The 24,594-nt window shown below is 42.2% G+C and carries 20 protein-coding genes and 3 pseudogenes; 5 read left to right on the top strand and 18 right to left on the bottom strand.

What is annotated here, in order from left to right:
* Positions 1 to 87: 87 nt before the first annotated feature.
* Complete coding sequence (locus V7K31_RS18185; RefSeq protein WP_292760139.1) at positions 88 to 417, top strand: hypothetical protein; 330 nt, start codon at positions 88 to 90, stop codon at positions 415 to 417.
* 61 nt (positions 418 to 478) lie between these two features.
* Here the strand turns inward: V7K31_RS18185 and rpsN are convergent, their stop codons facing one another.
* The 5 genes from rpsN to V7K31_RS18210 form a co-directional block, all read right to left on the bottom strand.
* Complete coding sequence (rpsN, locus tag V7K31_RS18190; protein WP_335095814.1) at positions 479 to 781, bottom strand: 30S ribosomal protein S14; 303 nt, start codon at positions 779 to 781, stop codon at positions 479 to 481.
* Between the two features lie 76 nt (positions 782 to 857).
* Positions 858 to 1,598 (bottom strand): endonuclease III, encoded by a 741-nt coding sequence (nth, locus tag V7K31_RS18195; protein WP_335095815.1) that lies wholly within the window; start codon positions 1,596 to 1,598, stop codon positions 858 to 860.
* A complete protein-coding gene (rseP, locus tag V7K31_RS18200) occupies positions 1,574 to 2,674 on the bottom strand; it encodes an RIP metalloprotease RseP (protein WP_335095817.1) in 1,101 nt (366 codons plus the stop codon). The genes nth and rseP overlap by 25 nt, the downstream gene beginning before the upstream one ends.
* Positions 2,675 to 2,995: 321 nt before the next feature.
* Complete coding sequence (gene serS / locus V7K31_RS18205) at positions 2,996 to 4,276, bottom strand: serine--tRNA ligase (protein WP_335095819.1); 1,281 nt, start codon at positions 4,274 to 4,276, stop codon at positions 2,996 to 2,998.
* 393 nt (positions 4,277 to 4,669) lie between these two features.
* Positions 4,670 to 5,248: a DUF3611 family protein gene (locus V7K31_RS18210; RefSeq protein ID WP_335095821.1), complete on the bottom strand. Its 579-nt coding sequence runs from the start codon at positions 5,246 to 5,248 to the stop codon at positions 4,670 to 4,672.
* 687 nt (positions 5,249 to 5,935) lie between these two features.
* Between V7K31_RS18210 and V7K31_RS18215 the strand changes: the two genes are divergently transcribed.
* A complete protein-coding gene (locus tag V7K31_RS18215) occupies positions 5,936 to 6,283 on the top strand; it encodes a PadR family transcriptional regulator (protein ID WP_334947895.1) in 348 nt (115 codons plus the stop codon).
* Positions 6,284 to 6,481: 198 nt separating this feature from the next.
* Positions 6,482 to 7,012: a cofactor assembly of complex C subunit B gene (locus V7K31_RS18220; RefSeq protein WP_334824305.1), complete on the top strand. Its 531-nt coding sequence runs from the start codon at positions 6,482 to 6,484 to the stop codon at positions 7,010 to 7,012.
* A 448-nt stretch (positions 7,013 to 7,460) separates the two neighbouring features.
* Here the strand turns inward: V7K31_RS18220 and V7K31_RS18225 are convergent, their stop codons facing one another.
* A complete protein-coding gene (locus V7K31_RS18225; RefSeq protein WP_334996806.1) occupies positions 7,461 to 7,778 on the bottom strand; it encodes a DUF3155 domain-containing protein in 318 nt (105 codons plus the stop codon).
* A gap of 285 nt (positions 7,779 to 8,063) precedes the next feature.
* On the opposite strand from V7K31_RS18225, the gene V7K31_RS18230 reads away from it, so the two are divergent.
* Positions 8,064 to 9,419, top strand: a complete 1,356-nt coding sequence (locus V7K31_RS18230) for a GAF domain-containing sensor histidine kinase (protein WP_335095823.1) — start codon at positions 8,064 to 8,066, stop codon at positions 9,417 to 9,419.
* A 257-nt stretch (positions 9,420 to 9,676) separates the two neighbouring features.
* Here the strand turns inward: V7K31_RS18230 and V7K31_RS18235 are convergent, their stop codons facing one another.
* The 4 genes and pseudogenes from V7K31_RS18235 to V7K31_RS18250 all read right to left on the bottom strand — a co-directional run bounded on the left by V7K31_RS18235 (position 9,677) and on the right by V7K31_RS18250 (position 17,153).
* A complete protein-coding gene (locus V7K31_RS18235) occupies positions 9,677 to 10,921 on the bottom strand; it encodes an S-layer homology domain-containing protein (protein WP_335095825.1) in 1,245 nt (414 codons plus the stop codon).
* 516 nt (positions 10,922 to 11,437) lie between these two features.
* Positions 11,438 to 12,019: pseudogene (locus tag V7K31_RS18240) on the bottom strand (S-layer homology domain-containing protein); the annotation flags it as partial.
* Between the two features lie 1,713 nt (positions 12,020 to 13,732).
* Positions 13,733 to 14,449: a conjugal transfer protein TrbI gene (locus V7K31_RS18245; protein ID WP_335095826.1), complete on the bottom strand. Its 717-nt coding sequence runs from the start codon at positions 14,447 to 14,449 to the stop codon at positions 13,733 to 13,735.
* A gap of 421 nt (positions 14,450 to 14,870) precedes the next feature.
* Positions 14,871 to 17,153: an NACHT domain-containing NTPase gene (locus V7K31_RS18250; RefSeq protein WP_335095827.1), complete on the bottom strand. Its 2,283-nt coding sequence runs from the start codon at positions 17,151 to 17,153 to the stop codon at positions 14,871 to 14,873.
* A 161-nt stretch (positions 17,154 to 17,314) separates the two neighbouring features.
* Here V7K31_RS18250 and V7K31_RS18255 point away from each other — a divergent pair, with 161 nt between their 5' ends.
* The gene (locus V7K31_RS18255) at positions 17,315 to 17,509 is read left to right on the top strand and encodes a hypothetical protein (RefSeq protein WP_335095828.1); all 195 of its coding nucleotides are present in this window, start codon (positions 17,315 to 17,317) and stop codon (positions 17,507 to 17,509) included.
* Between the two features lie 166 nt (positions 17,510 to 17,675).
* On the opposite strand, the gene V7K31_RS18260 is transcribed toward V7K31_RS18255, so the two are convergent.
* From V7K31_RS18260 to V7K31_RS18295, 8 genes and pseudogenes are all read right to left on the bottom strand, one after another.
* Positions 17,676 to 18,431 carry a choice-of-anchor K domain-containing protein gene (locus V7K31_RS18260; protein WP_335095829.1) on the bottom strand — a complete coding sequence of 252 codons (756 nt, stop codon included), beginning with the start codon at positions 18,429 to 18,431 and terminating at the stop codon, positions 17,676 to 17,678.
* Between the two features lie 299 nt (positions 18,432 to 18,730).
* Positions 18,731 to 20,935, bottom strand: a complete 2,205-nt coding sequence (locus tag V7K31_RS18265; RefSeq protein ID WP_335095830.1) for a tetratricopeptide repeat protein — start codon at positions 20,933 to 20,935, stop codon at positions 18,731 to 18,733.
* Positions 20,936 to 21,200: 265 nt separating this feature from the next.
* Positions 21,201 to 21,380 carry a photosystem II assembly protein Psb34 gene (psb34, locus tag V7K31_RS18270; protein WP_335095831.1) on the bottom strand — a complete coding sequence of 60 codons (180 nt, stop codon included), beginning with the start codon at positions 21,378 to 21,380 and terminating at the stop codon, positions 21,201 to 21,203.
* A gap of 46 nt (positions 21,381 to 21,426) precedes the next feature.
* Positions 21,427 to 21,585 carry a hypothetical protein gene (locus V7K31_RS18275; RefSeq protein WP_335095834.1) on the bottom strand — a complete coding sequence of 53 codons (159 nt, stop codon included), beginning with the start codon at positions 21,583 to 21,585 and terminating at the stop codon, positions 21,427 to 21,429.
* 3 nt (positions 21,586 to 21,588) lie between these two features.
* Positions 21,589 to 23,562 carry a glycine oxidase ThiO gene (thiO, locus tag V7K31_RS18280; RefSeq protein ID WP_335095836.1) on the bottom strand — a complete coding sequence of 658 codons (1,974 nt, stop codon included), beginning with the start codon at positions 23,560 to 23,562 and terminating at the stop codon, positions 21,589 to 21,591.
* A gap of 77 nt (positions 23,563 to 23,639) precedes the next feature.
* A complete protein-coding gene (locus tag V7K31_RS18285) occupies positions 23,640 to 24,038 on the bottom strand; it encodes a hypothetical protein (protein ID WP_335095838.1) in 399 nt (132 codons plus the stop codon).
* Between the two features lie 17 nt (positions 24,039 to 24,055).
* Positions 24,056 to 24,249 (bottom strand): annotated as a pseudogene (locus V7K31_RS18290) (2Fe-2S iron-sulfur cluster-binding protein); the annotation flags it as partial.
* Positions 24,250 to 24,383: 134 nt separating this feature from the next.
* Positions 24,384 to 24,542: pseudogene (locus V7K31_RS18295) on the bottom strand (2Fe-2S iron-sulfur cluster-binding protein); the annotation flags it as partial.
* Positions 24,543 to 24,594: the final 52 nt, after the last annotated feature.

The raw sequence follows: 24,594 nt of genomic DNA on the forward strand, positions 1-24,594 counted from the left end.
AAACACTCTTAGAAACGCAATTTGATGCTAAAAGTCAACCTCAGCGTTCCTCTGCGTTTCCCTCCGCGTCCTTCTGGATTAAAAAAAATGACTCAACCAATTCCACCCATCACTTTACCACCACCTGAAAATCCCCAACTCGAAGGTGAATGGTTACGAGAGCGTTTACAACGTTGGCTAGATACCGAATTTATCCCCGAAGCAGTCAACCAAAATATTGCCCAACGAGCCGCACAGATTTTTGTGCGTCAACGGATGGAAGGAGAAAACGACCTTGGTTCTCTGGTAATTGCCATTGTCACAGAGATGCAGTCGTATGATTTTTCTAATAGTTTCTATGGAGAGTTTGCGATCGCCAACGCCGTCAGCGATCTACTCTTAGAAAGTCTGGGAATTGATAAATGTTGTGGTCAATAATTTTGTCATTTGTCATTTGTCCTTTGTCGTTTGCAAATGACTAATGACTAATGACCAATGACTACCAACTAGATTTAACAACTCCAGGTAAAAGACCTTCATGCGCCCATTCTCGCAGCACATTCCGAGACAGTCCAAAATCGCGGTAAACACCTCTAGGACGACCAGTTAACCAGCAACGGTTGCGATGGCGGGTGGGCGCACTATTTCGGGGTAGCTGTTGAATCTTCCGGTGGATTTCCAGTTTATCCAGAGGAGATGGTGCACTTCTGAACTCTTCCAGAAGCGCTTCTCGCTTATCAGCATACTTTTCTATCAACCTGCTGCGCTTTTTCTCGCGCTCAATCAAGCTCTTTTTTGCCATATACTCTGTAACTTATTTAAAGACACCATTCCCCATTCTACAGTCTCTTCATCAATTCTGGGGTTACTGGTGTCGCTTAACCTACAACCACTGGCTTATTAGCAGCAGGGCATAAATCGGCAAGCTCACAAGCAACACAGACGGGAGAGCGGGCTTTACAAATAGCACGACCGTGATAAATCAACCGAATTGACCAATTTTCCCAATCAGGCTGCGGTAATAAACCCATTAAATCTTGCTCAATCCGAACCGGGTCTGTATGCTCAGTTAAACCCAAACGTTGGCACAGGCGCTTAACGTGAGTATCTACCGTCACTCCAACATTAATGCCATAGCCATGACCAAGAACTACATTTGCTGTCTTCCGCGCCACACCTGGAAGCTTTAACAACTGTTCCATTTGGTTAGGGACAACAGAGTTAAACTCAGTGACAATCATCCGACAGGCGGCTTGAATGTTCTTGGCTTTATTGTGATAAAACCCAGTTGAACGCACCAAGCTTTCTAATTCTACCAAGTCAGCGATCGCTAAACTAGCAGCATCGGGAAACTTCTCAAATAAAGCTGGTGTCACCTTATTTACCCGCTCATCAGTACATTGAGCGGAGAGAATAGTTGCCACCAATAATTGTACTGGTGTTGAGTAGTTCAAAGAGCAAGTAGCATCTGGATAAAGACGCTTCAGACGAGCTAAAATTTCTAGCGATCGCTTCTTTAAAGGTAAAAGTTTCTTTTCCCTACTCCCCACTGCCGTACAGACGCGATTAATCGCGTCTCTCTCACTCCCTATTTTCACTGAAACAATCTTTGTACCCATTCCAATTCGCTAGTTAATTGGGTGGTTTCTTTAACTATCAGAAAAATTCCTAACCCTAAGAGTAACACCAAACCGGTTTGCATGACACCTTCTTGAATACGGGCAGGCACAGGCTTACCACGCAAACCTTCAATCAGCAGAAAAGCGAGTTGTCCGCCATCCAAAGCTGGTAAAGGCAAAATGTTGATGATAGCCAAGTTAATGCTGATAATTGCGGCAAAAGACAACAGATTTGCACTATTATCAGCAGCTAATTTTGCACCGATTTTGACAATATTAACTGGCCCAGAAACTTGCCCAGCAGTTTGTTGAAAATTGGTAATCAACTGTCCAAAACCGCTAAGTGTGCCAACAAATAATTGTTGAAATCTGTTAGCAGCAATGCCGAAAATTTCAAAAGGACTATTAGGACGGCGATAAACTGCTGTAGCATTTGGAGTGAGTGCCACACCAACTACACCTTTGCCATCGGCTCCCCGTTTTGGTGTTAATTTCAGGGTTTGTTGTTGGTTTTCACGCTGAATTTTCACTTCGATTTGCTGATTGGGATGAGTTTGAATTTCTTTTGTCAGCAAAGGAGTTGACTTATCAGAAGCGGGGAGTTCATGACCATTTACAGCCAGAATAATATCTCCTTCCCGAATTCCTGCTTGGTAGGCAACAGATTCTTGATTAACAGGCTGTACAAGGACACCAGCTTGATAGTTTAATTCCTTGGGAATGCCAACAATACCCAATTGCAGAGCCAGCACCAAATAGGCAAATATTAAATTTGCGATCACTCCGGCACTGATAACGATCGCCCGGTCTAAAATTGGACGATTACGCAGCAGATTTGGGTCATTGGGTGGAACATCGCTATCGGGATCATCATCGGGAAAGCCCACAAAGCCGCCCAAGGGAAAGGCGCGGACAGCATATTCGGTTTGTGAACCTTGGTACTTAAAAAGAACTGGGCCAAAACCCAAAGAAAAACGGTTAACCAGAATGCCTTGAGAACGGGCTGCAACAAAATGTCCCAACTCGTGTACCAAAATCAAAACAGCCAAGACTGCGATCGCTGCTAAAACTGACATAGAGTAAATTAGTGAAGATATTAAGCTATAGTTATCTCCATTCTAATTGGGCATTGGGCATTGGCCATTGGGCATTAGTAAAAGAACGTCGTGTGCAACTTTTACTCAAACCTAACTCCCCAACCCCCTTCACTATAAGGAAAAGGTGAAAATTCAAAGCCTCTCTTCTTTCTCTCCTTTTAGGAGAGAGGTCAGAATATTAACGAGCGTGGATTAAATAAAATGCAAAACTTCATCCTGTCTCTAGCTTCCCTCTCCAATATATCGGAGAGGGATTGAGGGTGAGGTAAGCCAGGGACATAAATTGTGACCAATGACAAATTACAAAACTTCACGCCCCAAATAAGGTTGCAGCGCTTCTGGTATCCTCACCGTCCCATCAGGTTGTTGATAATTCTCCAAAATTGCTGCCATCGTCCTTCCCACCGCCAAACCCGAACCATTCAGAGTATGTACGAACTGGGTACCTTTTTTCCCCGCCTCCTTGAAGCGAATATCAGCACGTCGCGCCTGGAAATCTATAGTATTGGAACAGCTGGAAATTTCGCGGTATTTGCCAGAAGAGGGCAACCAAACCTCTAAATCATAAGTTTTGGTAGAAGCAAATCCCAAATCTCCAGTACTTAAATTTACGACTCGGTAAGGCAACTGCAACGCCTGTAAAATTGCTTCTGCATTCCCCACCAATTTCTCCAGTTCATCAAAAGACGTACTGGGTTCGACAAATTTCACCATTTCCACCTTGTTGAACTGATGCAGGCGAATTAATCCCCGCATATCGCGCCCATAGCTACCAGCTTCGCGGCGAAAACAGGGCGTAAAAGCACAGTGGTAGATAGGCAAATCTTCAGCAGCGAGAATTTCACCCCGGTAGAGATTTGTAACTGGAACCTCAGCCGTAGGAATCAGCCACAAGTCGTCATCAGCGCATTTAAAGCTTTCTTCAGCAAACTTGGGTAACTGACCAGTCGCCGTCAAAGACTCGGTATTAACTAACAGAGGCGGACTAACTTCCACATACCCAGCTTGAGTATGGAGAGTCAGCATAAATTGAATTAATGCCCTTTCCAAAGCCGCGCCAGCACCTATTAATGTCACAAAGCGACTTTGGGCAACTTTTACAGCTCGCTCAACATTCAGAATACCTAGCTTTTCGCCAATTTCCCAGTGAGGGAGAATATTCGGATTTTGGGGAATGTACTCATCACCCCAACGGCGCACTTCTACGTTATCTTCCTCATTCTTTCCAAGGGGTGTAGAGTCGCTTGGTAAGTTGGGAAGTGCCAACACAAGTTGGGCAATTTCAGCTTTGAGTTCTTTTTCCTGGGGTTCCAGTTGGCTCAACGTAGCTTTGACAGAGTTACCTTCATCGCGCAAAGCTTGAATTTCTGGGTCTTGAGGATTGCTCCCAGATTTAATCTTTTGCCCGACAATTTTACCGATTTCGTTGCTACGGGCTTGGAGTTGACTGCGTGTTCCCTCAATTTCCCGTTGTTGCCGATCTAACTGTAATATCGGTTCAATGTCGTATTTACCACTACGACTATTCAATCGTTCTTGAACTAATTGCGGATTTTCCCGTATTTGCTTGATATCCAGCACAGATTTTTCTCAGTTTTTAGCCTATTATCTACCTGCTAACACATCAGCATATACTGATTTTGGCTTGCCATGACTGGAAAAACAAAGTTTATTGCAAAAATCAGTTTTAACCTATATCAAAATTTTACCCTAGCATCACTGCCAGGGCGACGAAAGCAGATAATGCATTTTAACCAATCATCAACTGGTAAAGAAGTGGGCAAGAATAAATCAAACTATGTTAGGGATTTCCAACAAATAAATTATCCAATCTTGTGGGGTGGGCATCTTGCCCGCCCATAGACAAAGGCGGGCAAGATCCCACCCCACAATAAGTAGTTGAGTATTTTTTATTTGTCAGTCCCTTACGCAATATAAATTTAACTATTTACTCTCCCCGACTCTGCGCTTATATTAAGGTTTGTTGATACGATTAAGTAGCCAAAGCGATGCCACAAGCCCTGCAAAGTGCGCTGAGACAGTGTTGGTGTTTGCCTGTACCACAAGCATATCTAGACCGCTAATAATCCGGGTAGGGTCAAAAAGTTGGGTAGTTATAGCTTGAGGAGATATGGATCTTGCTACCAGTGTACCAACGATCGCTTGCGCCCCCAAAAGAGTCACCAGCGTTCCTCCTAAATTCACCCACAGCCCTAAGCGTAATACTTGCACAGTCTCGCTTTTGCGAGGGCGGTTGCTGGGATTGGAGGATTCCAATTGCTTGCCAATTCTAGTGTAACGGTAAGCTAAATAAATGCCCCCACCCAAAACAACCAGTCCACAAATTGCTAAAAATACACCAAAGCCAGTCCCAGGATTATTACTAGGACTGCCAGTTCTTTGATTAAAGACGGCGAACAGCAGCACAATTATGCTAGAAACAACGCCTAGTACTAGCTGAATCCAGAAGCTAATCCAACCTGTAAGACGAAAAGTTTGGGCAATTGCCCGGAGAGTTGAGGAAGATGATGGGGTATCGGGAGTTTGTGACATACTGTGAACCAATTTGCTGGGCGCTTTCAAAGGACACAAAAACACAGAGAGAAGTTCTGTTCGGTGTCAGCCGAACAGAACTTCGGGGGACACGGAAAGCGTTGTTGAGATGTATCGCACTTTGCGTCTCTCCCTTTCCTAGTCTTTGCGTCTTCTTTGATAAATTTACTATCACACTTGCCAAATAAGACAAGAGATTCTCTGGTTGAGGAAATCAGAAATGCTTACTGCTGAGGTGTGTCCATAGGCGTAGCAGCTTTAACCCAGACATATTCTTTAGCCTAAGCTTTTAGAATCTGCATTGAGAAAATTACTGTAAAACAAAGTGTTTATTAACTTTTGCAGACAAAATAGCATTTTACCTGTAAAATTTCTTCGATGGCATTTTATTGCTTAAGCAGTTCTAACCAGATCGGCATCACTTAACACCAAGGTAGTGACTTCGCCACCGTCTGTTCGCTTCTCACCACACCGTATCGAGCTTGGATAGGGGTAGACTATTTTGTGCCCCTAAAACTCGCAAACTCGTCCCACAACTTCACAGACGTGGGTAATTATTTGGTGTTTACGCTTTGGCAATTTAGTCTAAGTAGCTTTATATATATTACTGATTGAGCAGTACCACTGTATACTGACTACAAGGATTGTATACTTACCCTAAGGCATTTTTTTAGCCATTCACTAACCATGAAACTTGAGGATATATATCAATTCTTTGAGAATCCTCCGCCAACTTACCTTTGTCAGGAAGTAGCAGTTTGTTACATACTGTCTGTTTTGTTACAAAATGAATCCTACGGAACCGAGTTGATTGAGCAATTAGAAACTGAATATTCCACCTATAGGCTTTCGGATACCGTACTTTATAGTGCAATCAAATTTCTGGAAGACCAAAGGGCAATCAGTGGATATTGGAAGAAACTCGAAGGACGGGGACGCCCCAGGCGGATGTACCAAGTTTCTCCAGAATGGCAAGTTCAAGCGCAGGATTTAGCTTTGCTTTGGCAAGACTACATCAACGGGAGGACAAAGTAATACCATTTTGGATTTTGGATTTTAGATTTTGGATTTTAGATTTTAGATTGTGGAAGAGTCCCTGGTAATCGCAGTGGCGCTCCATTTGTCGCAATCATTGTTCAAATTGGTATAACGAATAGCAGGAATCGCGTGACTTATAGTCATGGGAGGTTCAAAATGAATAAGTCTCCTCCAGTCAAACACTAACAATTAGTTATGGATACTGCTATTCTGCCATCTACGTTCCTGCTAACCTTGTTGTTATCGGTTGGGCTGTTTTTCTTTATACGTGCCTCGACTAAAGACCGTACAGAAACAGCACAACTGATATCTGAGCAAGGTGAAGCTGCTTTAATGTCTCAATTAAAAGAGTATTTTAGATCGCGGTCTTACCGAGTGGTAGCGGTAGATCGAGAAAAAAACCAGGTGACTTTTGAAGGTAATGTTCGCCCCAGCTGGTTCTTAGCTATATTTCTAACTCTACTAGCAGCTACTGGTATTGTTTGTCTATCATTAGTAGTGTCCATGCTTTTCCCTAGCCTCAGTACCCTTGTTCTGGCTATGGTACTGCTGTCGCCTTTAAGCGGTCTGTTTTATTGGCAGAAATCTGGAAGACTTGAGAAGGTGTCGCTCAAAGTCGAAACAACTCAGAGCGAACAAACCTCCTCAAGTAAGATCACTGTAGTTGCCCATCGAGATGAACTCAGTGAGTTACAGAGGACTCTACAGCTAAAGCCTGGTGAATAATTTTTGATTTTTGTGACCATCTTTTAACTATGATATGCAGACTTCTGACCTGACCTACTCTTTAGGCAATGGAAAGTAGGAAGGAGGAAATCAATAATGCTGCTTTGTCAATTTTCCCCACAACTTGTGCCGTGGGGAAAAATTTAAATTTATTAACTTAAATTTGTTGACAGAGCTTGCTTAACAAGCTACGGCATAAGAGTGCAATTTCACTAGCGCTTTTGGACGCGCTTGGCTCTATACCTACTCCCTTCTGCATATCAAAATAGCATCAACCCATTCAATCTAGCGTGGTTTGAGAGAAGTTTACTTTCCAACTACCTGGACTAGATTTACTGGCAAATCAGCTCCAAACTAAAAAAAAATTAAATTTTGCATAAACTTAGCAATTTTGCCAGTTAATGGTAGTCAGGAGCTACATTCAATGCGTAAGATGACCATCTCTGGTTCACCGACTAGCTAAAGCTTGAGGTTCTTGACCTGGTGAAGGTTCTAACACCCTCAAGCTAGGAAACAAGAAATGGTTTTCCTCTACGTATTGAGCACCAAACAGTCCCTTTTCTGCCCAGAAATAACGATCTGTTGTGTGTTCATTTCGCTTTACAAGTAGCAACGCCGGTGGCAAAATACCTTCAGCTTGAATGAATCTTCTCGCTGCTGTCACAGGTTTTTCTTCGCCACTTTCGATGCTATATTGAGGCACATGCTCCAAAATTCGCCGTCCTTCCTGACGACGACGACTTTTCCTTTTGCGTCTCCTTGCCAATCTATTGTCCTCCTCTTTCAAGCTATAGATTGTAGTGTTAGCTACAAAATCCGTCGCCATTATATAGGTTCTAGTTCAAAATATCAATAGTTTTTTACCTTTTAATATAAGAAAGTTAATATCTTTGAAGATAGAGAAAACAAAATTAGTATTCAAATATAATCTCTTAGTACAAACCATCATGAAGAAGATTTTAGTTAAGCTTTATTAAATGAGTGAGGTAAAAATTAAGTATCCTCTCTTAATCATGCCTCAAAATCTGTAATCTTGAGCAAGAGCTAAAAAATGTTAATGTCTGCCAGTTCCGATTTTCTTGCTCTGTGTCGAGAGCAAATAGCGCTGCTAACCCAAGGGCTGGGAGCAACATTAAGTATTGTGTACCTAACACAAGAATTGGTAGAGACTCCTTCAGGTGATGCCAAACTGATTCCTGTGGTGATTTACCCAGAAACAGCATTATTACCGCCAGGAGAGGAGACTGCTGAAGTGACGGTACACAAGCAACTTCAAGTTGGAAATGTGTTTGTATTACCCAATCGTCAGAGAAGGTTATTAACAGCAGGGACAGAATCTGCAACTTCCTCACGCGAGTCTGAGATTCCAGATGCGTCTGGGCCCCATCTAAAAGAGGAATACTTATTTAGTGGCAACCAAATTGTTTTACCTCTGATTTATGAGGGTGTGATGATGGGGTTACTGGTGACAGGTAGGGAAGATCGCGCATGGAATGAACACGAGGAAAGTCAGATTCAACGGATAGCCCAAACATTAGCGATCGCTTGTATTTTAGATCAACGGCGAGCATGGTTTGAGCAGCAGTTACGTGAGCAACAAATTCTTCAAGAAAAACAGCGCGATTTGCTGGATAACTTGTTGCATCAGTTTCGTAACCCATTAACGGCGTTGCGGACTTTTGGCAAACTGCTATTGAAACGACTTCAACCAGCAGATCCGAACCGGGATGTGGCAAATAGTATTGTGCGGGAAAGCGATCGCCTCCAAGAATTGCTGCAACAATTTGATCAAGTAATCGACTTGACAGAGGCAGATTTAGCACCACTACATCTGGCAGAAAATGAAGTATTTGTAGAAGCAACTATCCAAAAATCCGCTAAACCACTGTTATTATTGCCGGGAACGGGAGATAAAGCAGTTGACTGCTCGCTAGCAGATATATTAGAACCATTATTAATATCAGCCAAAGCGATCGCCCAAGAGCGAAAGCTAAAACTAATAACTGAAATTCAACATAATTCACCCCTAGTATGTGCCAATATCAAAGCATTACGAGAGGTATTAACTAACATCATCGATAATGCTTTGAAATACACTCCTAGTGGTGGTAAAATTTTGATTCAGGCGGGATTAGAAAAAGCTAATTTTCAGGGAATTGTCATCAGTGACAACGGGCCAGGCATTCCACCCCAGGATTTAGAGCATCTTGGAGAACGGCATTATCGGGGTGTACAAGCGCAAACAGAAATCCCTGGTACAGGTTTGGGGTTAGCGATCGCTAAACAATTAATAGAGCAAATGCAGGGCGAAATCGAGGTTTTCAGCCCTGCAATCAACTCTAAGCTAACTTCACCCGATGCGCCGGGGACTACGTTTATTATTTGGTTGCCGGAAGTTAAAAATTAGTCTTAGTCATTAGTCATAATGGCTAATAACTGAAGTTAAGAGTTGGTTATTTGTCCCAGGACTATTTCGTTCTAAACATAAACCGCCCAGAACTTTAGTTCTGGGCTTATAGCTAAAGTCCGTCAAAACGGACTATAACCTTGTCTCAGTCGTCTAAAGACGACTTTCACTATTAAACTCAGAATTCATTCTGAGGCGGGCTAGATGAGAATGAAATAGCCCTGCATTTGTCTTTTATAAATACCAATGACCAATGACTATCTTAGTGAAACCAACAAGTTTTGATTGATTGTCATTTGTAAATCGGTATTTGGGTCAATGGCGATTAAGTCAACACTATTCCTACCTAAGATTAGACCAACCAATGCACCGATACCAGCGCCACCCAAGACTTCTTCTGTGGCAATGGCGCGATCGCCAGTGACAGCAGATATCGCAGTTGCTGCACCTGCACCCAATACAGTATCCTTGATAATTGCACTAGTACTAATACCCTTCTTAACGGTTTCAGTTTTGGTAATCACTTCAGAAGTAGCGTTAAGCTGATACTCTTGACCACTGGCCAAAACTAGTTTCTCGGCAACGAATTGAGAACCGCCTGTAGCAGGTTTGAGTTGACCAATAATCTGACTACCAGCAGGAATCACTATAGTTCCTTGTTGCGTAACCACGTTTTGGGATACTGTCAATGTCAAAGGCGCTGTTTCATCCTTTGTAACCAGAATTTTTTGTGCTTTGTCATACTTCACAGCAATAGCAGTCCCTTGGGGAATTGTGACTGATCCAGGTGTTGGGGTAGTAGACCCGACAGCCGCCACGACATAGGGCGAGTTAATTGCTGAAACTTGGTTAGAACTAACCAATGCTTGGTAAATAAAAGCTGCTACCTGGGCGCGAGTGGCAGTTGCGGTTGGATTCAGGAACTTCACATTTGGATAGTTGACCACAATTTGCTTTTCAGTTGCTGCGGCGATCGGGCTACGGGCATAGCTAGCGATATTAGAGGCATCGTTGAAATATTGCAGAGTGCTTTCGGTATTACCGATGGGACTATATGCCAAACCGTTAGCGAGGGAAACCAAAACCTGCTCGCGGGGAATAGCTTGGTTAGGCTCAAAGCGATTTCCAGGATAACCTGACAAGAAACCAATGGTATAAGCTTGCTCAATGGCGCTGGATGCCCAATAGTTGCTGGGTACATCAGTAAAATTGATTGCCTGCCGTTGCTGTGCTTTTTGGAAAGCTTTGTTGACCATCGCGGCAAATTGAGCGCGTGTCACCGGTTCTTCAGGGCGGAAGCTACCATCAGGAAATCCGGCAATTACACCTCGCTGTGACAATTGTTGAATAAATTGTGCTGCCCAATAGTTAGATGAAACATCAGAAAAAGTAGTTTGAGCCAAAGATGGCGAAGCTGTAATCAAAGGCGCTACAGTACCCACTGTGACGGTCAAAGCCATGAGTGCAGCTGTTCGAGATTGCCAACGATTTAAAGTAAACATTATTTTTTATTCCAGTACAATTACTTTTTTTGGTGTTACTTAACTAGACATTTACTGAGGTGTTAAGTTCCCAATTATTTCCGCTTATTGTAAAAAGCATTACTTTAGACGTACAGACATGAGCAAAAAATATCTCTCAAAGGAAGGAGGCATGTAGGCGAGAATAAAACAAAGTATATTAAGTAATATAAATAGTGTTGAAATTATTTTGTAGTGAAGGTTTCAGCTTTCAAGTGAGGACTAAATTCCTCAGATAAACCTTTGATTATTTACGCCCTTTGACTTAGGCGATAGAAGTAGTATAGCCACCGTATTATCTCTTAGCACAATTAAATAAGTATTCTAATAAATATGGATACTGGGGGAGACGATATAGAGTATAGAATAGTTGCTGTTAAATAGAATTTTTCGGGTTAAAAATGAAAGCGATCGCACACTATATTTAAAGTGGCGATCGCCGATCAGGGGTGATTAAAGTCACCACTTGCTGATGTCGGGCAGTTAATTGCTGAGGTTTGACACGATGTAGGGCGAGTTAATTGCTGAAGCTTGATTAGAACTAACCAACGCCTGGTAAATAAAAGCTGCTACCTGGGCGCGTGTAGCAGTTGCAGTTGGATTTAGTAACTTGACATTCGGATAGTTGACCACAATTTGCTTCTGGGTTGCTGCGGCGATCGGGGTACGGGCATAGCTAGGGATATTAGAGGCATCGTTGAAATATTGCAGAGTGCTTTCGGTATTGCCGCCAGCAGCATATTTCAGACCGTTAGCGAGGGAAACCAAAACCTGATCGCGGGGAATAGTTTGGTTAGGCTCAAAGCGATTATGAGGATAACCTGATAAGAAATCAATGGTATAAGCTTGCTGAATGGCACTGAATCCCCAATAGTTGCTGGGTACATCAGTAAAATTGATTGCCTGCCGTTGCTGTGCTTTTTGGAAAGCTTTGTTGACCATCGCGGCAAATTGAGCGCGTGTCACCGGTTCTTCAGGGCGGAAGCTACCATCAGGAAATCCGACAATTACACCTCGCTGTGACAATTGTTGAATAAATGGTGCTGCCCAATAGTTAGATGAAACATCAGAAAAAGTAGTTGGAGTCGTTTGAGCCGTTTCAGCAGAAGATTGCGGGGAGCATCCCACTTTGATGAGTTTCTCTTGCAAACTATAACTCACTGGATCACAAACAAAAGCTGTCAACTTAGGCTTTACATAAGTTCGCGTTGGCGGATTTTGTTTATCTACCTGCGTCCAATCGTCAGATGTTTTTTCTAGAGTGGGATGCTTACTTAAATACTCCGAGTCTGCAACAATATCGTGAGGACCCTTAACACTTATCTTAGAACTATTGAGGTAGATATTATAATCATAAATAACGTTTTGATTTTTTATGTTACTATTAATCTCCTTGCCAGGATACGCATAGAGAATGTTATTTAGAATCTTGACATCATCTGATGCATTAGCATATATTTGCGCGCCTTTAATTTCTGGACTCTGATTATTTAAAACCGCAGTGTTATTTACAATATCAACATGAGCGCTAAAAAATGCATGAATACCTGAACCACCATTATAAAATGTCAGATTGTTTTTTACTAAAGTACGTCCTGTATATGCACCCAATTGGGGGTTATTACCATTTTTGGAACTATCGATAATAATGCCATTACCATCTGTGATCCTTCCGACTGCAATCCAAGGGATGTACATCCGATTGTTGTAAGTCTTGTTGTTGGTAATAAACATCTTGTATCCCTGATTGTTGTCAGAATTCCAATTGCTCAACATCGAAATACCACTATTACCATAGACTGAGTACCAGGCATTATCGAACACCACATTATGATCTACTGTCACATAGTCCGATTGAATCACTGAGATACCTCCTCCTCCACAGTCATGCACTTTGTTGTTCAGAATACGGATGTGATGAACATGACCATTGGTTCGTCCCTCAATGCTTATGCAGTTTCCGTTCGTCAGTGGGTTTGCTTTGTTAGTCTTCTGACTCCTCGCATAATCAAGGGTTACATTGGCATTGTTCCCGACGACTTCCAGCCCGTTTATCTCGATATATGAAGCTCCATTTGAAACCAGGATACCGTGCCATGTATTGTGCTGAATTTTTGGGAAATGGCCAGGATATGCTTTATAACTAATCCATGCTTTGGCATTTCCAGAACGTTTAATATTTACTACACTCCCAGCTTTGGGTAAATTTGTGTATACTCCGTTCATAATCAATACTGTGTCGCCAGGGTTAGTCATATCTGCTGCCTTTTGAATTGTCCGAAAGGCGGATGAAGCAGAAACTCCACTATTTTTGTCGTTTCCAGTACCACTAACATAGTATGTTTTCGGAGTCGTATTAGTGCTGATTAGCTCGCGGCTGGTAGTGGATACCTGACGGACGTTTTCAACTAAAGATGGTTTTATCCTTTCTCCCCCAGCCAAAAGACTTAACGCCACGGGAATTGCCAGATATGCACTGAAACTTAAACCTTGTATTACCACAAGAAAATACTCCTTTATCGCTACTCTTCAATCAAAATATCAGGATATTCAGGAATTTTGAATACTTTTTTAGATAGAGACTACAATAGAGCCGACTTTCCTATCTGCCCCCATAGCACAATTAAATAAGTATTCCCATAAATATCGATATCGAGTCAGACGATACAGAAATAGAATAGTTGCTGGAAAATAGAATTTTTTGGGTTAAAAATGAAGGCGATCGCACACTATAGTTAAAGTGGCGATCGCCGATCATGGGTGATTAAAGTCACGATTTGAATTGAGTTAAATTTAGTAGCGGGATTGTGGTACTAAATTCAAGTTAGAATTCAGTGTGATCTTTAAATCCTGTGCAGGTCTGAGGACAAAGGCATTTCCTTGTTTTTTCCGTAACAGCACACTCGCACCCGCACCCGCAGCCGCACCGATAACAGGTTTTAAATCGTCAATTCTGTGGTTGCCAGTAATTAGTGAACCTAAAAGACCAGCACCCCCACCAATAGCTGCGTCAGTTAAAACCTGATTTGTACTGGGACCCTGTGAAACTCTTTCAGTTGTGGTGTATGTCCGGGAAGTTGCATTAATCGACTGACGCTGACCATTGGAAAATTCTAATTCTTGAGCTACAAACCGCACGCCTTTTCCTTTGTTATCATCTGTATCTCTTGAATAACTATTATCTAAGTCAACAGATTCTAGCTGTCCAATTACTTTAGTACCAGCAGGAATCAAGACATTTCTATTTCTGTCGAGAATGTTGTTGGCTATTCTCAAGGTTAGAGATTTAGTTTCTCCAGGAGCTATCGTAATTGTTTCTTTTTCGTAGGTGACAGGAAAAGAAACCCCAGAAGGAATGGTCGTGTTTCCGTATTGCCCAATTCTGTCTTGCCCAATTCTATATTGTGCATTAGCAGGAGCCAAGCTAAATAGGGGGCTAATGACGCTTGTAGTAACGGTCATTGCCATAAGTGCAGCAGTTCCAAATTTCCATTGATGTAGGCGACTCATAAGAGGGTTATCCTTTGTGTATGTGATGTATATAATGACGGGGATTCACTGAGTTTGTTTCTGATTGTTTTTGAACCTGTCTATAGGCGTATTCCGAAGGTAAAGGTGCTTATACGACGTGGAGTATTTATTGCAGCTACGCCTATCGGATATCTCGCTGCTCAGAATTTGTATCCTGTTAATGTGCGTCAGCAAATAGAGGGTGAGATCCTGACGTGACGCAAAATAAGTCTAATAGTTTCCAGAGTTGTTTCATTGTTTACGTTCACATATCTACACCACTGAATAGAGGCGAATGGGCTGACTGCAAACTCTTGCTTCTATTCTAGATTTATTTGCTAGGACTTGGGAAATATTTTCGGTTTCTTAACGAATGATTTACCTGTGGGACTGAAAGATCAACTATCTGCTATATGTGTATTTAAGATTGCTGCTGGCGCTGTTTAATCTCTGCGATCGGTAATAGCAAGGTGTCTTCTATTTGCTCTCGTACTTCACGGTTGACATAACAATCGCTATTTAGGCAATCTACCAACAATAAATTAGCATGGTAATACTTGTTAAGTAATCCTTTCTGGTGCTTGCTAAACTGCCAATCACTATCAATACTACGATAGCTCATTATTACTGCTCTTAATTGCTGAGTCCAGTTTTGACCGTTTGTTTTCCACCATTGTTTATGGATATCGAAATCTGTTTTTGTTTCAGGTAGTTGGTTTATGAGTGGTAGCAATGCTGATTTTAGACCAGAAATAAGACTGTAAGTTAATTTACTAATATAATCATCTTTTTTTTGCTTAAAATTAAAACAAAGTTGAAGTTTAGGACTAAGTACCAGATTACACTCAAAATAATCTCTAGTATCGTCGCTATGAATGGCTTTCCAGATTCCAGGGTAAGAGATAAGACAAAAATCAAGGTCGATTCCTATACAGCTATTACCAAGAGAAAGATTACCTCCCAGTATAAAAGCAAAGTAAAACTCGCGAATAACTGCTAACTGGTAAGGAACGTTAACTGAAAGAGATTTTTTACTTATCCACTTTAGAAACTGCTCCAATTTCTCATCATTAGCTAAAAGCGAATCGACTTGATCTTTCATCAATAACAATACACGATCCGCATTTGGCGACATTCCAACCGCAAGTAAAAAGACTTCCCGCCAGCGTTTCTCAGTGATGTGGCTAACAAGATTTTGCAACGCTTCCTCTGATGATTGTCTTACAACCACAAATTCTCTAGCTGTGAAATACTCATGAAATGTCAGGTGGGAAAATGAGTAAATCCCTTTTGCCCTTGCTACAACTAGTCCATGATGATGTTCAATTGAACGCAAAACTTGCCCACTGTCAACTTGCAATGCTTCTGCGTCAGTATTAGCATCAGGTAAATTGCGGATGTATTCTGTAATGTATTGTTCTGCTACTTTCTGCTTGAAGAAATAGTCACTCCCCTCAAAGCTAGTCAACGCCATTTTGCTGAGTAAATCTTCTTTGCGTTGGACTGATAGCTTTTTGTAAATCTGGTCGCGTTGAATTCCCCGCTTGGCATCCCATTTTTTCAATAACGCATCCAGTCCTTCTTTATATAACTCAGAACGATTTGCAGGAAAATCCCCTGACTCTTCAAATGCTAAACAAAGTAACGTCAGCAGCAGCGGACTTGCAGCAAGTTGTTTGATACGGTTATTTTCTTCGAGACGTTTGATAAAAATCTCTGGTTTTACAGCTTTATCCTTAAACCAGTTATTGGTAAAGTTGAAAATTTGGTCATCGTCAAAATCAGCAACTTCCACCTCTGTGAACTTCTCAAAGATATACTCTCGTGCTGCAATCCGGCAGGTCATGACAAACTGATTTTTTGGAAAACGATCAGAAAACTCACGAATTTCTTTTAATACACGGTTACTATCCTCTTCTCTAACCTCATCCAACCCATCGAGTAACACTAATGCCTTGCCATAAGTTATTACATCTCGGATAGAAGAGATAGGATTTATAGATTCTTCGGTGATGTATTCTAGCAATCGGGGTTCGTTTGCAGCTTCCGCAAAATTTTTGAGGGTGACAAAAATCGGTACACGTTCAGCCTGAAATTCACCTCCAATACACTGAATTGCTAAATACTTCAAAAACGTGGTTTTACCTGCCCCTGGCTTACCCAAAATGATCAACTTGGAATATTTTTCTACAGCCTTTAGTCCTGGTACTCGTTGTTGAGTAATTCTGCCCAGTCCAAAGCGGTCAAAATCTTCGCTAGTACACTGTTGCAATAATTCATTAATTCCTAACCGTTGTAGCTCAGTGATTTTCTCTAATATATTGACGCTGGTGTAAATGTCATTCAATCCAATGGGTTGACTCATCGCTGGCCCCCGCATTGTGCCGCAACGTTCTTGAATGAGGGATTTTATCTTTTCGCGCACCTCTTGCACGATCGCATCAATATCAATGCTGTTGTCTTGATTTACCTCTGGTTCACTAACTGGTTCAGCAACTATTTCTTCCCACTCTAGGTCTAGCCTGTCGCAAATCTGGACAAAGAAATTGCGGTCAACAGGTTTACCTGTAAAGAATTTTCCGATCGGCTGTCGAGTAATTCCTAAATCTTCAGCTAATGCCTTTTGAGTTAAGGAACAGCGGATCAAAGCTTTTTTTGCTTTTTGGATACCTTCTGGAGAACTGCAAAGCGATCGCCCGGACATAAGCTAACCACTACACTTTTGCTGATTTTAACTGCCAATTTGGCAATTCATCCCCATCGCATACATAAGTCACTCATATCATAAGCCTGTATTTAAGCCTACAACAACCACCCGCCTGTAAAGCTAGGAATGTAGTAATTCAAGCGATTTGGGGTACTTCAATGTTATCCAAGAAATTTCCTTTTAGAGATGAAGTGTTAGCTACTGTAATGCTGATTACGGTGATTGGTTCTCTCACACTTGCAGTTATCGACGAGAAGAGTCGCCCTCAATTTCTAGATTTAACAAAATTTACTATAGGTACATATATTGAATTTTTGATACCTCGGTCTAGGTCAAGCGATCGCGATGTCTAGGACGGGCTACGCCTACGCAACTAGCCAAACTCGAATTATATCTTGGCAATTAGAAGTCGCACAACCATAAAAACGAAACCCGCCAGCGCGGGTTTTAATTTTCAAGAGATTTTACGAGTCACCTTGAAAGGTTTAGTCCTACAAATTTTTGATGCGATCGCAGCAATCAATGCTGCCTTTGTGTTTCATCAACGTGGCCGAATTTTTTCCGAGATATCAGGTATATCCCTAGCAGGAATAAACCCGCGACTGTTGCAGGTTCGGGTACGGTTTTGATTTTGGCATAAATAGCTGTTGTAGTTGTGGCTCCTTCAAGAGCCTTAATACTTATCTGGCTAACATCTGGATTAAAGCCAGTTAGCTCAAGCGTGTATTTATTGCCTTCAAAGGTAAAACTGTGATTACTCAAATTTGTGTCTATAAATACAAAGTCTGCACTTTTTTCAGGATCTGTTGCTTCATTAAGTGTATTTTCTAGATGGAACTTGAAGTCAAACACTTCGCTGATTTCAGTGGGAAGGCTGAAGGATACATTGATATTTAAAGGTACAAATTCAACGCTTGTACCTAGAAATACCGTTCCATTAAAGTAAGTTAAATCAGCTATTTTGAATGCAGAGTTAATGTCAGTTGAAAATGAACTTCCATTAAAGGTTAGTTTATTTGAGCCTGTTATTCTACATCCACTAGGAGTATTTGGACTTGCTGGACACACATTATAATCACCCCAATTAAATGTGTTGCTTCCGACACCTGTATATATGGGATCAGTATCTATACTTCCTGGAGTAGGTTCTCCCCATGTAGCACTAGAGATACCAGAAAAAGTGAGAGCATTTGCTTGATTAGAGAAACCAAATCCTGCGATCGCACTCACAAAAAAACTAGATATAGCAGTAGCAAAAACCAAACTTAGTTTCATAACTTAGGTTTCAATTCTCATCCTGGAGCTTCTCTCAATTAGATTTCCAGTCTACGTTAGTAAATTTACGGAAAATACGCCAATATTTTATTGTACTTTTTATAATATATATACAAAAATATCTTGATGAAGAATTTATATTTATGAATCTGACTTTATGGGTTTTTCAAATATTTCACTACTTTATAATTGGTAAAACAGTAATTGCGACGCCGAATAGCCCGTCTTAGACATCGCTACCTTAGTTGGTTACCTGATTAATTGTCAAGTTGATATCAAGTTACTCCTTTCTGGTTACGTTATAACTTTGACAAAATCTTTGGCAACAACTGACTAGGAACTTTAGATAAAGCCAGATTTTGTCCCTCTATCCCTAATTCATTATGAAAAGCACGAATAGTTTTCACCACATAAGTGAAGGTTGTTTGATAAGCCTCTGGTTGTTTACTTAATCCGTTTAAGGCTTGCAAATGGTTATCTAATGCTACTTCTAAGTGTTCAGAACGTGTTGCTTTGTCGCCATTAAAAGACTTATCTATTACTAGCTGATAATGGGCTAGTCCCAGATTATTATAAGAGGCAAACAAATCAAAACTTAAAGGAATACCGCTAAGTGAGTGAGCCAAGGCTATAGCTTCTTCATAAGCGCTGATACATAGTTGCAGATACTTTTGCCGTGCCTCTTTAGTTGTCTGAGATAGGTTTGCTAGATGCCAGTAGGCAGTACCCAGATTATTTTGTGTAGCAGCACAGGCACTGGGAACATTAGCTGGAGTGCGATACTTAAGAGCTTCGCTATAAACATCTATCGCTAGCTGGAGATTTTGGGCAGGTTGTTCGTATTGTGCCAGATTCCAACAGGCAGTACCGATATTATTTTGAATCATGCCATATTTGAGCGGCTCCTCTTCGGGGTTGTAGTGTAGAAGTGCTTCGTTGTAAGCTGCGATCGCTTTCTTGAAATGCACAATCGGTTGATTGTATTGCCCTAGATGCCAGTAAGCAGTACCCAAATTATTCTGGCAAGCCGCATACTTTAATGAGTCCATATCGGCTGTACGATAGCTGAGTGCTTCACTGTAAGCTAAAACTGCTTGCTGCCAATTTTCAGATGGTTGAGAAAAACGAGCTAAATCACCATAAGCTGCCCCCAAATTATTTTGCACACGAGCGTAAGTTTCCGAATGTGTCTGAGGCGAAATCATCTTTAATGCCAACTGATAAAATTCTATTGCCTGCTCTATATAAGTTTGTCCCTCCTCAGAATTCGGTGGTGTGCGGTATAGCATCCAGTAGAGTGTACCCAAATCATTTAAGATATCTGGGAGTTGCGGTGAGCTTTCGTCATAGCTAATTGCCTCCTCATAGGCAATAATTGCCACCATCAGGTTTTCTAAAGTTGACTCTCTTTGCTCAATGCGAAGGCGGTATAAGCTGCCCAAGCGATGATAAGCTTCTGCCAGTACCTCCCCTGGAACTTGCTTTTGGTGTAATTCTTCAATCTCCAACAAAATCTGCTGCGGTTGTAAATAATTCTCTGTATCTTGAGCAATACTTGTGTTGATTGTTGCGATTACTAGCTCCGTTAACTCCCTACTAATATGAGATAAAGACGACAGCGATTGATTATTACTCCCACTAGCAGACCTATTAGTAGATTCCTGCTGTTGTGGCGCAGTCTTCAATAAATCGACTGTTGACGGCGAAGCTTCCTGAGTTTCGTGTACTTGTGTTTCTGCCAGAAAATCGGAATTATTTTCAAACTTTAACTCGCTGGCTGCGGTTCTGAGTTCTGCTTGGGTAACTGATTCATCTAGAATCGACTGCTCAACATTCCCTAAATCCAAGCTTCCAGAACGTGAAAAACGTTCTGGATAGCCCGAATTCTGAGTCGCTGGTGTGGGTTCTCCGGCAAACGCAAATAGGCCAGTACGGCAACGCCAAAACTGTGGTGCTGATTGCTTGATAGCAGATAGCCAAGGACGCGGTATCCACAGCAGCAAGTTAGATTCTAGAAATCGGCTAGATTCTTGTGTAGAGAAATATTGTTCGCTTAAGCGGAGGTAGTGCAAAAATAACCGTTGTGTTGCCACTGGTTGCTTAGTTAGCTGCTCCACGCCGACAATTTGAAATGCTGGTATTGGAAAAGGTCTTCCTGGAGTATCTTTTGAAGCTCCAACAATTGGCGGTGGATAATTTGCCAACCATTGATTTATCTGAACGATGGGATTGGGATCGTTTAAATTCAAACGCAACGTCACTAATCGCGGATAAGCTGGAGTGCTATTTTCCTGGGAATTTGATGACTGATATAGCACTTGTCCAACAGGATAAGCCAATGTAGAATGCAAACGGGCTGCTACTTGGTTTCTTAAGTGTAAATCATCACATACAGCTAAAAAAAGTTGTCGTCGTAAGCCAAGACTTAGGGCAAGTTTCAGGCGCTGGTATACTTGCCGATTCCAAGCAAAATTATCGTTGTGTGCAGTATCATTCACGCTCATGGCGGCTAAAGAGCCAAAACACAGTAGATATAACCTTTCTGGGCGCATCAAAGTGGGCTAAACTCATAATAAAAATGATTTTTAAGTGGATGTTATGCGGCTTAGGATAAATTGAGCCTTCAGGTCTATAAAAATAAAAAAGTATATAATTATACTTTAATCGCTAACTCAATTTTAGCAAAAAATAAAAAAGCAGGCCCCTCTTAAAATCGGAACCTGAAAAACTAAACTATAAAAGATAAAATTTTATTAAGATGTTTTATGCTCAACTAATCTTAGAAACAAAGAAGGCGACTAGAATCAAGCCAGCAACCATAGCTGTAGCGGCGATTCCTAAGAAAAGATAAGTTCGTTTTTGCCCTTCCGTGGGAGGTTCTGCTTGATAAATCTTTGGTTCCCGGGCAAAATTATTTAAAAGGCCGCCTTCTTCATTGGTATAGGGCATGAATTAATTCCTTTATCTTTATCGTTCATTTAATGTTACATAAATGCTAAATCCGCTCTGAAACTGCTAGACAAATCGTTACATTTAGGGATTGGGCATTGGGCATTGGGCATTGGGCATTGGGCATTGGGCATTGGGCATTGGGCATTGGGCATTGGGCATTGGGCATTGGGCATTGGGCATTGGGCATTAGGCATTGCCCCATTTCCTAACTAGTAATTGTCCCAGTCAGAGGAGAACTAGGACTGGCGTAATCTTTGATGGGCATCCTACCAGCAAGGTATGCTAGACGGCCGGCGACTGTTGCTAAATTCATGGCACGAGCCATTGCTGCTGGGTTTGGAGAAAGAGCGATCGCACTATTAATCAACAAGGCATCTGCTCCCAATTCCATTGCTTGGGCGGCTTCTGAGGGTGAACCAATACCAGCATCTACCACCACTGGCACACCTGCATTTTCGATGATGATTTGGATGTTAGCAGTTGTTTTCAGCCCTTGTCCAGATCCAATTGGCGATGCCAAAGGCATGACTGTCGCACAACCTACATCTTCTAAGCGCTTGGCTAACATGGGGTCAGCGTTGATATAGGGCAATACTGCAAAGCCTTCTTTAACTAGTTGTTCTGCTGCTTGCAGCGTCCCAATCGGGTCTGGGAGTAAATACTTAAGGTCAGGTATTACTTCTAACTTTACGAAGTTATTATCTTCCTGTCCTAACAATTTCGCCATTTCTCGCCCCAAACGCGCTACCCGAATCGCCTCTTCAGCAGTTTGACAACCTGCGGTATTGGGTAACATCCAAATTTTCGTCCAATCTAAGGCTTCAGCTAAACCTTCATGTCCAGGAGCTTTGGTTTGTACCCGTCGTACTGCTACGGTGACAATCTGGCAATCGCTGGCGGCGATGCTTTGCTGCATTTCCTCAATGCTGCGATACTTACCAGTTCCAGTCATCAAGCGTGATTGGAAAGTTTTGCCAGCAATAATCAGTGGGGAGTGTTGGGGAGATATAGCAGGATGATGCCCGTTGGAGAAATTGGCAGAGTGAGTCAGCATTGGGATGGAGGTAGATGGCTTGGACTGGAAGCGTGAATAGTGAAAATCAGCAAGTAGGGGGTCAGATTTTTGTTGCAAGATTAAATCGGCAATCAATGCGGCTGTTACGGGTGCAAGTAGAATCCCATTGCGGTAATGACCAGTAGCAAGGGTTAAATTTTGACAATGGCTTGTGCCAAGGATGGGTAACTCATCAGGGGTGGCTGGACGAAATCCCCACCAGAATTCCTGGATGGGATAATTCTTTAGTTGGGGATATAGCCGGATGGCAGCTTGTAATAATGTTTGAATGCCTTCTGGGGTGTTGTCGGGGATGAAGCCAACGTCTTCGCTTGTTGCCCCAATAACGAGGCGATCGCGTCTTGGTACGATGTAAATATCTTGTCCGAACAAAACCCGCTTTAAGGGCAATTCTGGTACAAATTCTGGTATCCGCACACTCAGCATTTGTCCTTTTCTGGGGCGGACGGGTAGTGGTAATAACTCATTTGACCAAGCACCTGAAGCTAAAACATAGTGCGCGGCGCGAATTATTCCAGCATTGGTTTGTACGCCAACCACTTGTCCTTGCTGCTGTAAAAACGCTTCTGCTGTAATAGCGTCTTTGAGTTCAACACCAACAGACTCAGCCGCCGTCCACAATACATGAGCTAGAGCCTTATTATCAACTTGCGCGTCTTCAGGATACCACCAGCCACCAACTACCTCTGCTCCCAATCCTGGCTGATATTGATGAATTGCCTCTTTGTTTAACCAGTAAGCCGGGGATGAGGGGGGAGTGGGAGGAGTTTTTCCAATGTCCAATGCGCCATACCCCATGCCCCTCTCTTCTTCAAAGACGGGTGCGAGGATACCGCAAGGCCGATACCCAGTATTTAAGCCAGTTATTTCTTCTAATTTGCGCGTCCAGTCGGGATATAAAGCACGCGATCGCCAACACAAGGAACGCATTGCCCCATTTGGGATGTTTTCCGCATCTGGTGCCAACATTCCGGCGGCGGCGTGGGTAGCGGCAGCCTGGAAGTCACGACAAATCACGGTAACACCTGTCCCGCGCAGTTTTAGTTCAATGGCGATCGCTAAACCAATAACGCCGCCACCAATAATTACAATCTCACTAGTCATTAGTCATTGGTCATTAGTCATTAGTCATTAGTACATAACTTATAACTTATAACTCGTAACTAAAAACGGATCTATCGTTACCACAAGGCGCGAATTGGTTCGTTGCCTTGATTTGTATTGCTGGATGGCGTGTCTGTTCCTGAGGTATCTGTACTGCCATCTGTTGTACTGTCAGCAGGTGATGTTGAGTCATCGCTAGGATTCTGGGCAACGCTACTTCTCTTGTCAAGTCTTGGGGCTACAATACTGCGTCTGGTCTGGTTTGTTTGAGTTGTTTCATTTCCTTCAGTTGCAGTTTCATCATTCTTGCTGCCAGCACTGCTATTAACATTGATATTCGCTGGCAGGACTTGTGATTTTTTGTCACCGGGAGCGTTAGCGCTTTGTACGCCCATTGGAAAGTTGATGCCCAGTAATGTACCAAGCAGAATGGCCAAACCTCCAGCCATTAAAATTAAGGGTGTCCATCTACCCATCTTGTCTTAACTCCTTTTTAACCTTTTGGTGTCCACACTATTCGAGAACCTTGTCCCCAAAATCCATCAAACTTTGTCACTTTCACATCGCCTAAAACTAGAGTTTGATAGGCTAAACGTATGTCTGTTGTAGGAGAATGGGGAGGAAGCGAATGCGCTTAGGCGAACGCCGTGCTCGATCACGCCAATTCGCTGCTGATACTTTGCTCTGCTACATAAACTCTTGACATCCTTAGACATCCTTAGTTTATTTGACGTTTCATCGGGTGGAGTCGGCTCCAGAACCCTCCGCGCCCAGACAGGGTAAAGCAAAGCTGTGTTTAATCTCTAGTGTCCTAGTTTCTTTACCTTAACCGTACAGATACCGCAACTGCCAATGCCGCGAAAGATTATTACCTTAGCACCGTCATTGTAGAGGTGAATACCATTTTGCAGCAAAACTTTTCCAAGATTGCTTCTCTGTCCGCACTCAATTGTTTTACCTTGATCTAGTATTTTAGGCATTTTTAAATTGCCAAACTGGCAATTTGTTGTATATTGACACATTGCCTCGAAA

It is taken from the genome of Nostoc sp., from assembly GCF_036917675.1.
Classification (GTDB): domain Bacteria; phylum Cyanobacteriota; class Cyanobacteriia; order Cyanobacteriales; family Nostocaceae; genus Nostoc.

Coding starts and splice junctions, on each gene's coding strand:
- rseP (WP_335095817.1), bottom strand. CDS start 2,674: ATGTCAGTTTTAGCAGCGATCGCAGTCTTGGCTGTTTTGATTTTGGTA.
- V7K31_RS18265 (WP_335095830.1), bottom strand. CDS start 20,935: ATGAGCGTGAATGATACTGCACACAACGATAATTTTGCTTGGAATCGG.
- V7K31_RS18185 (WP_292760139.1), top strand. CDS start 88: ATGACTCAACCAATTCCACCCATCACTTTACCACCACCTGAAAATCCC.
- V7K31_RS18245 (WP_335095826.1), bottom strand. CDS start 14,449: ATGAGTCGCCTACATCAATGGAAATTTGGAACTGCTGCACTTATGGCA.
- V7K31_RS18285 (WP_335095838.1), bottom strand. CDS start 24,038: ATGGGTAGATGGACACCCTTAATTTTAATGGCTGGAGGTTTGGCCATT.
- V7K31_RS18255 (WP_335095828.1), top strand. CDS start 17,315: ATGTTATCCAAGAAATTTCCTTTTAGAGATGAAGTGTTAGCTACTGTA.
- V7K31_RS18230 (WP_335095823.1), top strand. CDS start 8,064: ATGTTAATGTCTGCCAGTTCCGATTTTCTTGCTCTGTGTCGAGAGCAA.
- V7K31_RS18250 (WP_335095827.1), bottom strand. CDS start 17,153: ATGTCCGGGCGATCGCTTTGCAGTTCTCCAGAAGGTATCCAAAAAGCA.
- thiO (WP_335095836.1), bottom strand. CDS start 23,562: ATGACTAGTGAGATTGTAATTATTGGTGGCGGCGTTATTGGTTTAGCG.
- nth (WP_335095815.1), bottom strand. CDS start 1,598: ATGGGTACAAAGATTGTTTCAGTGAAAATAGGGAGTGAGAGAGACGCG.
- V7K31_RS18260 (WP_335095829.1), bottom strand. CDS start 18,431: ATGAAACTAAGTTTGGTTTTTGCTACTGCTATATCTAGTTTTTTTGTG.
- V7K31_RS18235 (WP_335095825.1), bottom strand. CDS start 10,921: ATGTTTACTTTAAATCGTTGGCAATCTCGAACAGCTGCACTCATGGCT.
- rpsN (WP_335095814.1), bottom strand. CDS start 781: ATGGCAAAAAAGAGCTTGATTGAGCGCGAGAAAAAGCGCAGCAGGTTG.
- V7K31_RS18215 (WP_334947895.1), top strand. CDS start 5,936: ATGAAACTTGAGGATATATATCAATTCTTTGAGAATCCTCCGCCAACT.
- V7K31_RS18275 (WP_335095834.1), bottom strand. CDS start 21,585: ATGGGGCAATGCCTAATGCCCAATGCCCAATGCCCAATGCCCAATGCC.
- V7K31_RS18210 (WP_335095821.1), bottom strand. CDS start 5,248: ATGTCACAAACTCCCGATACCCCATCATCTTCCTCAACTCTCCGGGCA.
- psb34 (WP_335095831.1), bottom strand. CDS start 21,380: ATGCCCTATACCAATGAAGAAGGCGGCCTTTTAAATAATTTTGCCCGG.
- V7K31_RS18220 (WP_334824305.1), top strand. CDS start 6,482: ATGGATACTGCTATTCTGCCATCTACGTTCCTGCTAACCTTGTTGTTA.